The 12282-nt window shown below is 26.9% G+C and carries 9 protein-coding genes; 6 read left to right on the plus strand and 3 right to left on the minus strand.

Annotation, left to right across the window (positions count from 1 at the left end):
* Positions 1-28 precede the first annotated feature (28 nt).
* A complete protein-coding gene (locus KHQ81_04080) occupies positions 29-1576 on the plus strand; it encodes an alpha-amylase (protein QVK18897.1) in 1548 nt (515 codons plus the stop codon).
* Positions 1577-1668: 92 nt separating this feature from the next.
* On the opposite strand, the gene KHQ81_04085 is transcribed toward KHQ81_04080, so the two are convergent.
* Entirely contained in the window at positions 1669-2478 is an 810-nt protein-coding gene (locus KHQ81_04085; GenBank protein ID QVK18898.1) for a CPBP family intramembrane metalloprotease, read from the minus strand.
* 204 nt (positions 2479-2682) lie between these two features.
* Between KHQ81_04085 and KHQ81_04090 the strand changes: the two genes are divergently transcribed.
* Entirely contained in the window at positions 2683-4860 is a 2178-nt protein-coding gene (locus tag KHQ81_04090; GenBank protein QVK18899.1) for a response regulator, read from the plus strand.
* A gap of 99 nt (positions 4861-4959) precedes the next feature.
* Entirely contained in the window at positions 4960-6666 is a 1707-nt protein-coding gene (locus tag KHQ81_04095) for an EAL domain-containing protein (protein QVK18900.1), read from the plus strand.
* 150 nt (positions 6667-6816) lie between these two features.
* Here KHQ81_04095 and KHQ81_04100 read toward each other — a convergent pair whose 3' ends face one another.
* Together KHQ81_04100 and KHQ81_04105 are read right to left on the minus strand one after the other, a co-directional pair.
* Entirely contained in the window at positions 6817-7527 is a 711-nt protein-coding gene (locus KHQ81_04100; GenBank protein QVK18901.1) for a glycerophosphodiester phosphodiesterase, read from the minus strand.
* Positions 7528-7556: 29 nt separating this feature from the next.
* A complete protein-coding gene (locus tag KHQ81_04105) occupies positions 7557-8339 on the minus strand; it encodes an MgtC/SapB family protein (protein QVK19548.1) in 783 nt (260 codons plus the stop codon).
* A 495-nt stretch (positions 8340-8834) separates the two neighbouring features.
* Between KHQ81_04105 and KHQ81_04110 the strand changes: the two genes are divergently transcribed.
* The 3 genes from KHQ81_04110 (at position 8835) to KHQ81_04120 (ending at position 12142) form a co-directional block, all read left to right on the plus strand.
* Positions 8835-10433 (plus strand): hypothetical protein, encoded by a 1599-nt coding sequence (locus tag KHQ81_04110; GenBank protein ID QVK18902.1) that lies wholly within the window; start codon positions 8835-8837, stop codon positions 10431-10433.
* A 380-nt stretch (positions 10434-10813) separates the two neighbouring features.
* Positions 10814-11719, plus strand: coding sequence for a tetratricopeptide repeat protein (locus KHQ81_04115; protein QVK18903.1), 906 nt, complete (start codon positions 10814-10816; stop codon positions 11717-11719).
* Positions 11720-11794: 75 nt separating this feature from the next.
* Positions 11795-12142 carry a LysM peptidoglycan-binding domain-containing protein gene (locus KHQ81_04120; protein ID QVK18904.1) on the plus strand — a complete coding sequence of 116 codons (348 nt, stop codon included), beginning with the start codon at positions 11795-11797 and terminating at the stop codon, positions 12140-12142.
* The last annotated feature ends 140 nt before the right edge of the window (positions 12143-12282 follow it).

Here is a 12282-nt window from a genome sequence, read left to right on the forward strand (position 1 = left end):
AATTATTCTAAAAAAGAAGGAAGTTAATATGAAAAAAAGATTCTTATTACTCTTTTCATTCTTGAGTATATTTATTTTAGTCTCATGTTATCCTCGTACAACTGTTCAATCACATGAAGGTAGAGTATATTATGAAATTTTTGTTCGATCATTCGCTGACTCTAATAGTGATGGGATAGGAGATTTTAATGGAATTACACAAAAATTAGATTATCTAAAAGACTTAGGGATAAGAGGTATATGGTTAATGCCAATTTTTCCTTCTCCTAGTTATCACGGATATGATGTAACTGATTATAAAAATGTTAATAGTCAATATGGTTCAATGAGTGATTTTGAAAATTTAATTAAGGAAGCACATAATAGAGATATAAAAATTATTATTGATTTTGTGATTAACCATACTAGTAGTAAGCATCCATGGTTTATACAGGCAAAAAATACTAACAGTTCATTTCGTGATTTTTATCGTTTTAAATCAAAAACAGAAACAAAAACAGGACCATGGTATTCTAATCGTATAAATGCTGGCTTAACCGATGATTATTACTATGCTTATTTTTGGGATCAGATGCCAGATTTAAATTTTGATAACCCTGAAGTACTAAAAGAAATGGTAGAGAGTGCGAAATTTTGGTTAGACAAAGGTGTCGATGGATTCCGCTTTGATGCTGCATTACATCTATTTACAAGAGATGAACTATACAATAAGAGTGAAGATTTATTAAGTGCGAATATTAATTTTTGGAAAGAATATCGAAATGAGTTACGTAAAATTAAAAAAGATGTTTATCTAGTAGGAGAGGTTTGGACATCTCAATCAACTGTTGCTGCGTTCTATCAAGGAATTGATTCTAATTTTAATTTCGATTTAGCTGAAAAAATAATCAGTACGACCAAAAAGTCTGGTGATTTGTATTATGCTAAACAGATTCAACAAATGCTTGAGGCGATAGAGAATTTTTCAGACCAAGGAATTGACGCACCATTTTTAACCAATCACGATCAAACAAGACTCATGACAAAACTTAATAGTATAACATTAGTTAAATTAGCATCAGAAATGTTATTTACTTTAAAAGGTAATCCCTTCATATATTATGGAGAGGAAATCGGTATGAAGGGTGATAAGCCTGATGAATATATTCGATTACCATTTAAATGGACTGATAAAGAAACAGGATATAATACCCATTGGATTAGTAGTGAGATTAATCAAGATATTCCAAGTGCTAATGAGCAAATAAAAGATTCAGATTCTATTTATAATCATTATAAAACCTTAATAGAAATGCGAAATGATCATAAAGCTTTATCAAAGGGTGACTTTTTCGCTGTAAAATCTAGTAGTGCGAATATGGTTATGTTTTTAAGAGTCAGTGAAGAAGATAAAGAAGCCTTACTAATTGTTCATAATTTAGCTACTAAGGATGACACAGCTACAATTGATACTAAAAATTTAAAATTACTTTATCAATCAAAGACAAACGAGGGGAAAGAAAAAGATGTATTCTCCCGTAAATCGACAAAAATATTTGAGGTACCGTTTAAACAATATCAATCATTTCTAAAATAGAAAAATAAAAAAACCTATAGATGACACAATGGTATACCATTTGAATCTATAGGTTTTTATAATGTAGTTTATATTGTTTTTTACATTTGAATCTATATTATATGAATAAGTTGTGCTAAAATATAAACAATTTTTGTTGGTGGTTCTGTCTGAAGTAATGGATATAAGAGAATAATAATGACTGAAAAACTATTTTGAATAAAATGCATTAGCATAGGTACAAATATATTATTAGTTAGATAATATACAAGGGTTAATACAAAACCAGCTGCAGCATAGGATATTCCTAGAAGTAACTCAGATGAGTCACCGGTTGATAAATAAGCGCTAAAAACATGAATTAAACCAAATAGAGTAGAACTAAGAATAAACGCTAAAATAATATTTATTTTATAAGGAAGTTTTAAATTTCTTGCAAAGTTGAAGATGACACCTCTAAAAATGGTTTCTTCAACAATAGGAGCACCAAAAATAATCATTGGGATTGCTAGTAAAGGATATTTAAAAGATTCAATAATCGCTTCTTGATTTTGTGATGCTCTTGATTTAAAATTCAATAATTCCATTATTTGTTCAATAACAACATTTAGGAATAGACTACATATCCAACTTGCGATAGCTATAGCAAGGAAAAAAGCAAATTTCTTTTTAAATGCTTGAAACTGATTTGAATAGTAATTTTTTAAAATAAATATAAAAATGAATGACATGATGGCATAAACCAACAAATTAGTTAAAGTAAGCATCAATGTTTTATTATTAGGATTATTAGGATATAGGGTTCTTAATGTAAAAAATGTTATGGTTCCAATAACAATGGCTAAAATATACATTGAAAAAAAGTAGGTAAGTATTAGTAAAAGTTTATTTGGAACATCATTTGTTTTTAATTCGTTATTCATAATTACCTCCGTTAAATAATTATATTATAACATATTATATAATTATTTGTACATTCTCTTTTTTAAAAAGACTATAATTTTAATTGAACATTTAGTATAATATAAAATAGGTATTTATTATCTATTCTGACAGAATTTTACAGAATTTGATGTTATAATAGACAATAAAGTGTCAAATGGTAGCATAATATTGGAGGGGTTGTTATGCGTAGTATTCATAAGCATTTAAATAGAACAATGTTTATACAGATTGTCATTATTTATACTGTATTTTTAATATCCTTTTTTATCATTAACTGCTTCAATGAATTAGATAATGCAAAACGTAAATTACAACAACAAAATCAAGTTGCTCAAAATATTATTGATAAACATATCGACCATTTTAGCTCATATAATACACAAGTTCATGAATTAATCGGATTTAAACTTAGTGTAGTCATTCCAGGAAAAAACACTCCTTTTTTAACAGAAACCGACGAACAGTTATTAGACATTTTTTTCAAAGAAAATCATTATTTTAATAATTTCCTTATAGTGAATTCTCAAGAAAAACTTGAATATGCCTACATTAAAGATACCTCAATCGAAAATTATAATTTTGATATTTTAAATAATTTAAATTTACAGAATCAAAATATTCTTACCAATCAATTAGATAAGAATTATTTAACGATTATTAATAAATATAATTCAAATGAGTACTTTATTTATTTTATTTCTCAAGGTAGTATGGATGATCTACTTGATAATCAATTCATTATTCAAGGGGTAAGTGAAAACAATCTTATACATATTTCTAATAACGTAGACATTCCTGAAAATAAAGAAGCAGGATTTACTCCATTTTTTAAAGGTGAGTGTTTTAATTATTATAATAAAGTGGATTATTTTAATCAATCCTACTATTTTATTACACAAATGTCACAAAATGAAGTATTTAATAACGTTATTTCTAGTTCTATTATTCCCATCGTAATTTCTTTAGTTACTCTAGTTATTTTATTTTTCTTATATTATTTTAAAAGTATTCAAATTATTAGGAAACCATATGAGCGTTTTATCTATGAAGTTGAGAGCTTAGAAGATAAAGATCATAATTATATAAGTTCTATTAATGAATCTCAGGCAGATTATATGGAATTTGCGGCAATCTTAGTTGAGTTTAAAAAAATATTCTCATATAATAAAAAGAATTATGAAAACATAATTCAAGGAATGAAAAATGATTTAAAACAAGCACAAGAAAGTAATAAATCTAAATCCTTATTTTTAGCGAATATGTCACATGAAATGAGAACTCCATTAAATTCAATTATTGGATATGCTCAATTAACAAAGAAAATAGGATTCAATAATCAAAAAAAAGTTGAAGAATATTTTGATTGTATTAATAATTCTTCAGATATACTATTACAAAAGGTTAATGATATATTAGATTTATCAAAAATTGAATCTAAACAATTTGAGCTACATGAAAAGCCAACACAAATTGTTCAAGTTATTAAAGAAATGTATGATTTATTAAGCATACAAGCTGAAAAGAAGAATATTGAATTTACCTATTCAATTGATCCTCAAATTCCACACTATTTAGAGATTGATAGTACAAGATTAAAACAAATCTTAATTAATTTATGTAGTAACGCGATTAAATTTACCAATAAAGGTAGTGTTAAATTAGAAGTTGAGGCGTTTGGTTATACAAATGATTCAATTTTACTTGACTATATCATCACTGATACTGGAGTTGGAATTCCAAAAGATAAAATAGATACAATTTTTATACCTTTTGTTCAAGTAGATAATCATAATAGTAAACAAATTGGAACTGGTTTAGGTCTAACAATTGCCCGTGACTTAATTCGTTTAATGGGTGGAGATATCAATGTAACAAGTAAAGAAAATGTAGGTTCTATTTTCTCATTTATTACGAAATTTAAAATCAGTAATCAAGAAAAAACAAATATAACAAGTATTGTAGATGTCGATAATGAAGAATTTATTGAAAAAATTAGAGATAAACGAATTCTTGTAGCTGAGGATAATTTGATTAACCAAATCTTTATGAAAGAAATCTTTTCTGTATTCAATAAGAAAGATATCGATATAGCCTCTGATGGACAAGAAGCGGTTAATATGTGTAGAGATGGAGAATATGATCTTATTCTGATGGACATTCAAATGCCAAATATGAATGGTATTAAAGCAACAAAAATTATTAAATCGATGAGTAGATATAAAGATATTCCTATTATTGCATTAACAGCTAATGCATTTTCTGAACAAATTGATGAATATTTATTTATTGGGATGAAAGATTATTTACCAAAACCCGTTGATATTAAACGTTTTAAAAGCGTAATTGTTAATAATATATAATCGAAAATTTTCTTATTTTTTTCCATGTAATTTTGATTTTAGTAAATTTAGTTTAGTATATATATTATGATAATATCAAATTAACTAAGAGGTGATTGTATGAAAGTTGCAAAAGAAAGCACAATAGAGATTATCGATTTTCTTAAAGAATATCATCATGATTTCGATAAAGAATTAATTGAAGTAATTGATTGTAGTGATAATGGTGTTTATTTCGTTAATGAACAATCTATTTCATTTTCTGAACAAGCAAAGAGACTATTATGTGTCAATCAATGTATTTCTTTAGATAATTTTTATCAACAGATTAATTTACAAGACCGTAAAAAAATGATTCAAGTACTAGAAAATAAACGTAAGGATAACAAAACTTATGAAGTAATTTATCGGTTCAAAGTAAAAAATAAATTAATCTGGGTGAAAGAGTATGGTATTTTTAGTTTTAGAAATAAAAATATGCGTTTGGCCCTAATTAGGAATATTACAAAACAAGTAGAACTTGATAAAAAATTACATCTCTTAGCTTATTATGATAGTACCACTCATTTGAAAAATAGGAATTATTATGAGAAAGATATTCAATTTTTAATTAGTTATCAAGTCCCCTTTTCTTTATTTTTAATGGACCTTAATAGTTTTAAAATCATCAATGATAATTTTGGACATTTATTCGGTGATTACATCCTAAAAGAATTTTCACAAAGAATTAAGAATGAGTTAGAAAGGCTTTATGATTTTGATTTTTATCGCTTATCCGGGGATGAATTTGCGTTGATTTTTCCATACTTAACAACTATTAAAGAAACTGATAAAGTGATTAATTTAATTTTTGAATGTTTGGAACCGCCTTTTAATCATGATAATTACCAGATTATAATTACCCCAAGTATTGGGATAGCATTTTATCCTAAAGATAGTAAAAATAAAACAACTTTATTAAAACGTGCGGATATTAGTATGTATAGAGCGAAAAATGATAATTTTCTAAACTATAGTTATTTTGATAAAAATTATTATAAAATTCTTTTAGATGAAAAGAAAATTGAGAATTATCTCGAAAAAATAATTAAAGAAGATTTAGTCCCTTTAAGATTTCAACCAATTTATGATATCACAAAAAATGAAATCGTTTCTTTAGAAGCGTTAATTTATACTGAAAAGTTTCCATTAGATAAAATATTTGAAACTGCGCTTAAATCAAAGTTAATTATCTTATTAGAAAGAAAAATTATTGAAAAAGTTATTTACTATATAAATAAATATCAAGATAGGATTCCTTCTTCTATCAGATTTACAATAAACTTAACCCCGAAAACAATTGAGTATATTGATGTTTATGCAGAAATTAAATCATTATTAATAAAATATGACATTAGCGGGAATCAAATTGGTATAGAAATCACAGAGCAATATTTTATTAAAAATGAATCTAAAATAAATAAATTGATTGAAAATTTACAAGCACTAGGGATTGAAATATACTTAGATGATTTTGGAATGGGGTTTTCTTCAGTTCGTAATTTAACCTATCTTTCTTATGATCATATTAAATTAGATAAGCGATTTATTTCAAGTGCATTTAATAATCAAAAATGTCAGTTGTTTATTAAAAGTATTCTTCAATTTTCTAAAGACATAGGATGTGATGTAATTGTTGAAGGAGTTGAAACCAAAGAGCAATTGGATTATCTTCAACAATTAGGTGCTATGTATATACAAGGATTTTATTTATCTAAACCGATTGACATTAAAGATTTTCTATCACTAATAAATAGAAGTGAAGAAGATATAATCCAATTAAGTTAGTATAATAATTTAGCATAAAGAAAACAGGTCATTAGTGATGACCTGTTTTTTATTATGAAAGTAGATAATAGAGATATTAATTAAATTACTTGATTACTAAGAAAAAGAGGTTAATTAGTCTATACATGCCAAATAGTCTTTTTAATGATTTTATTTAGCTAGTATATCAGGGTAATTTGAGATTATCGCATCCACACCCATTTTATCCATTGTAGTAGCAGTGTTTTTGTCATTAACCGTATAACATAATATCTTATAATTATTTTTATGCGCATTTAAAACAAAATCTTCATTCAAATATTCTTCAGCTGGATGAATACTGTATGCATCAATACCACATTTCTTAAAATACGTCCAAGGTTCAAGTAGGTATGAATAAATTAAGAAACCAATCTTGATATCCTTATTAATTTCCCTAACAGTCTTTAAACTTAAATGATCAAATGATGAAATAATAACATCATCCATACGATTATGTTTTAAAACTAAATCTACAACTTTTTGTTCAATATCTCTTCTTTCTTTTGCTAGATTCTTTATTTCGATATTCATTAAAATACCTGGTGGTACAATTTCGAAAACTTCTTCTAAAGTAGGTATTTTTTCACCAGTAAATTTTTTATCAAACCAAGAACCAGCGTCAAGTGTTTTAAGTTCAGATAGTGTTAAATCCTTAATATGTCCTGTGCCGTTTGTAGTTCTGTCTACCCTATAGTCATGACAAATAATGATTTCTTCATCCTTAGTCATTTGCACATCAAATTCTAATCCATCACATTTTTGTTCAAGTGCTAATTTAAATGCTGCCAATGTGTTTTCAGGAGCATAGCCTGAAGCTCCTCTGTGAGCAATAATTTTCATTAGATTATCCCCTTGCTTTTGTTAATTCTTTAAGTAATTATTAAGTTTTCACATACTTCTACATCGATAGAATCATCAAGTCGTTTTATTTCTTCGAGCATGAAATCTGTATTGACTGTATAAGGTACCATAAGTGTAAATGTTATTAAGATTTCCTCTTCATCTAAATCATTTTCATTTTCATTATATCTTTGAATCTCAATATTTGCTATTTTAATATTTAATCGTCCAAGTACATTCCCAATTTCTCCGATTTGACCAGATTTGTCCTTAGTTAATACATTTATTTTCATATTTGAATTCTTCATCATATGTCTTAATTCAAAGTTTCCTAAAGCAAACAAGGTAAAATAAACAATAATCGCTGCTGAAATACTTATCAAATACATCCCAGATCCAACAGTTAGACCTATACAAGCAACAACCCATAGGCTAGCTGCTGTCGTTAATCCTTTAACATTAATACCATTTCTAATAATAGTACCAGCGCCTAAAAATCCTATGCCACTAATTACTTGTGCTCCTAATCTTGCTGGATCAAAATTCCCAAGGTGATGGTATCTTTCGAAAATATCGAAAGAGGTAATCATTACGATACAAGCACCAACTGAAACTAAAGTATGTGTTCGTAAGCCAGCAGGTCTATTTTTATTTCCTCTCTCTAATCCAATTAATCCACCCAAAATTGCTGCTATAAGTATTTTGAAAACATTTTCAAGATAATCAGTGAAATTTATATTATTAATTCTTTCTCTTCCATTAGGAAACCATATAAAGATTGCTACAAATAATATTACGACACCGATTAACATGCCTATTAAAACAGGATCTTTTAATAACTCTAAATAAAAATTTCTTGTTTTTTTAAATTTTTTGCTCTTTTTTTCTTTACTCATCAAATGCTCCTCCCTTTTTCACATTTTGTTTACTTCTCAAATAATCAAATTTTTCTTTATAGTATTTAACAGTTTTGATAGTAAGCGCTTTCAATACCATTTATTGAAGATGGTGAAATATAATAAAGAAAGAACATAAAGATTCATCCTAAAAGAATATAGTTTGAATCGCATGTTCTTCATCTCTTTTTTACTTCTATATTAAGTTCTTGATTACCTTTGATACATGCTTTAATTATATTAATTCAATTTCAAAAAGTATATCATACACTACTCCTTAAGTCAAATATTATACATTTTAAATGAGACTTAGTGAAAGATAAAGCTCTTTTCAGATTTTTATTACTTTTATTAGTTTTTTATCAAATTTTTGTTATAATATAGTTGAAAAAACATGAAAGAGTGATTTATTTGTTAAGATTATTATCATTAAAAATTAAAGTAGAAGAAGAAAATTTGGAAAAGAAAATTTGCGAATTCCTGAAAATAAATCAACGTGATTTAATACACTATAATATCATAAAAAAGTCGATTGACGCTAGGAGAAAGGATCAAATATATTTTGTTTATGTACTAGATGTCTCTTTAAAAAATGAAAAGAAAGTGTTAAATAAGGTAAAAAAGAATTTAGTTAAATCACCACAAGTTAATTACTGCCTACCCCCTTATGGAAATAAACCACTTCATCATCGTCCAGTTATTATCGGATTTGGTCCTTCTGGAATGTTTGCAGGATTATTGCTTTCACAGATGGGATTAAAACCAATTATTTTTGAACGAGGAGAGGAAGTCAATTCAAGAATTAATACAATTCAAAATTTTTGGGAAAATAGAGTACTTAACCCTGAATCAAATATCCAATTTGGTGAGGGAGGAGCTGGAACTTTTTCTGATGGGAAATTAAACACGCGTGTCAAAGATTTAAGAAGTCAATACGTCTTACAAGCCTTTGTTGATCATGGTGCTAATCCTGATATATTAACTGCTTATAACCCGCATATAGGGACAGATGTATTAGTGGGGGTAGTTAAGAATATCCGAGAGAAGATCATTTCAAATGGTGGAGAAATCTATTTTAATTCAAAATTAAATGATATCTTAATAAAGAATGGAAAAATACAAGAGATTGTTGTTAATAATGAAACAATCAAAGTTAATGATCTAATTTTAGCGATTGGTCATAGTGCTCGAGATACTTTTTCGATGCTTTATCAAAAAGGAATTCATATCAAACAAAAAGCTTTTGCGGTAGGGGTACGTATTGAACATCCTCAATTATTAATTAATAAAGCCCAATATGGTAATAAATATTGTCAATATCCTAAATTAGGTGCTGCTGAATATAAATTAACATACCATGCTTCTAACAGGAAAAGTGTTTATACTTTCTGTATGTGTCCAGGTGGTATGGTTGTTCCAAGTAGTAGCGAGGAAAATACGGTTGTTGTTAATGGGATGAGTGAATACAAACGGGATCAAGTCAATGCGAATAGTGCATTAGTTTGCACAGTAGACTCAGAAGATTTTGAAGATGATCATCCACTTAGTGGGATGTATTTTCAGCAAAAGTTAGAAGAAAAGGCTTTTCATCTAGGTGGGAATGATTATAATGCACCGATACAACTTGTAGATGATTTTTTGAAAAACAGATCTTCAATTAAATTAGGTTTCGTTAAACCAAGTTATCCAATTGGGTATAAATTTAGTAATTTAAATACCTTATTTTCTGAAAACATTGCTTTTGCACTTCGAGAAGCAATTATTGAGTTAAATAAAAAATTACACGGTTTTTCTTTAGAAGATGCAGTACTAACAGGGGTTGAAACAAGAACTTCTTCACCAATTCGAATCCTTAGGGATGTCCATAATTTAGAAAGTATTAATGTTTCAGGATTATATCCAACTGGTGAAGGTGCTGGTTATGCTGGTGGGATAACATCAAGTGCAATAGACGGAATTAAAGTAGCTGAAAAAATAATTAGTAAATATCGATTAGATGATAAAAATTAATTTAATACCACTATTCATCTCAAAAAATGGTCACATTTTTTGCATAAAATCATTATTTGATTACTTGTATAGTAGACCAATCATTTTTTTATGCTAGTACGTTTAAAATGGTTGTTTTATTTCAAATGGTGTTTTATTATAGTGAGGGGTGGAGATGAAAATTCATCCAAGAGGGTATTTTATTATATATTTTAATTTATTATAAAAAAGCATAAATCAATGGATTTATGCCTTTTTTATATTCGAAAATTTTTATTTAAATACATAACTTTATCTTTATTTACTTAATATTATATATAAAGAAAAAAATAAATTTACGATATGTGTTATACTTTCTTGACAATAAATGTATTTCAGTTATGATTAAATGGGTGATACTTATGAATCTTCAAGAACTCCTTTTAAACGCTCAAAAAGCTTATAAAAATAAACAATTACATCTTGCTTTAAATTACTATTTAGAGGCGGAAAAGATTATTAATCATTCTCAAAGCTTACTAATTGATATCGCATTGATTTATGATGAACTAGGGGATTATGAAAATGCAAAGCGATATTATCATAAAGTGTTAGATTATGATGTAAATAATCCAATAGCTTATTATGGATTAGCAACCATATTTGATAATATGAAACAATTTGACGAAGCAATTGCTTATTATAAAGAAGCAATTCGACTTGATGAACATTATTACCAAGCACACTTCTTTCTAGCGAATCTTTATGATGAACAAAAAGAGACAATGCTAGCGATTTATCATTATCAAAATGTTATAGAACAAAATCCTACTTACTTTTATGCCTATTTAAATTTAGGTTCTTTATATGAAAGTTTAAATCAAGATGAATTAGCTCTATCCTTATTTAAAAAAGCAGAAACATTAAACACTGAAAATCATCTCCTATATTTCAATTTAGGGGTAGTTTATAGAAAACTTAATCAAATTGAATTAAGTGAAGAAAATTATTTAAAGTCAATCGAATTGTCTACTAAACATGCGTTTACTTATTTAAATTTAGCAATTCTATATAAAGACGATAAAAACGATTTAAAAGAAGCAGTTAAGGTCTATTCTATGGGAATACGTTCTCATCCAAAAGTAGCGGTATTGTATTATAATCGTGCATGTAGTTATGCTTTATTAGAAGAAAATAAAAAAGCGGTGGATGATTTAGTTCAAGCAATATCTTTGGATGCTTCCTTATATGATTATATGAAAAAAGATGAAGAATTAACTTATTTAAGAAAGACATCGATTTATCTTCAAACTTTTGTCAATAACTAATTTTAATGCCTAAGCGGATTTTTCGCTTAGGCATATTGTATTATAGAGAGATTGTAAAAGGGGATTGTATATGTAGTGAGTAGCTTATACAAAACAAAACCTGGTGATACTATTCACAAGATTATCGAAAAATACAATTCTTCATTTAAAGAATTTGAGCAACTAAATGATCTCAAAAAATTTAAGTTATTAAAAGGACAAAAGGTATTCATACCAACAACTAATAATAGTAGTATTAAACTCAAAGAACTAATGATAAAAAATAATGAAACCATTGATGTTTTTATTTCTAAGTATAAAATATCTTATGAAGAATTTAAATATTTTAATAATCTCTTACAGTTAATTCTTGAAAAAAATCAAGGGATTAACATTGTATATCAAGTTATATCACCAGTAGCGAATGAATTTGAAGATGAATAATATCATAATGTACGATTAAAAATAGGGCTATTGGCAAATGAAACACCTTAAAGCCCAATAATAAAAAAGAGGTTGTAAATCCATTAAAATGTTATTTTTGATGAATTTACAACCCTCTTTATATTCTAGAAGATAAGTTT

The sequence above is a fragment of the Mycoplasmatota bacterium genome (genome assembly GCA_018394295.1).
Taxonomy (GTDB): domain Bacteria; phylum Bacillota_I; class Bacilli_A; order Haloplasmatales; family Haloplasmataceae; genus JAENYC01.

Excerpts from the sequence above, each read along its gene's own strand:
- KHQ81_04115 (QVK18903.1), top strand. The coding sequence starts at position 10,814 with ATGAATCTTCAAGAACTCCTTTTAAACGCTCAAAAAGCTTATAAAAAT.
- KHQ81_04085 (QVK18898.1), bottom strand. The coding sequence starts at position 2,478 with ATGAATAACGAATTAAAAACAAATGATGTTCCAAATAAACTTTTACTA.
- KHQ81_04100 (QVK18901.1), bottom strand. The coding sequence starts at position 7,527 with ATGAAAATTATTGCTCACAGAGGAGCTTCAGGCTATGCTCCTGAAAAC.
- KHQ81_04105 (QVK19548.1), bottom strand. The coding sequence starts at position 8,339 with ATGTTAATCGGTGTCGTAATATTATTTGTAGCAATCTTTATATGGTTT.
- KHQ81_04080 (QVK18897.1), top strand. The coding sequence starts at position 29 with ATGAAAAAAAGATTCTTATTACTCTTTTCATTCTTGAGTATATTTATT.
- KHQ81_04095 (QVK18900.1), top strand. The coding sequence starts at position 4,960 with ATGAAAGTTGCAAAAGAAAGCACAATAGAGATTATCGATTTTCTTAAA.
- KHQ81_04090 (QVK18899.1), top strand. The coding sequence starts at position 2,683 with ATGCGTAGTATTCATAAGCATTTAAATAGAACAATGTTTATACAGATT.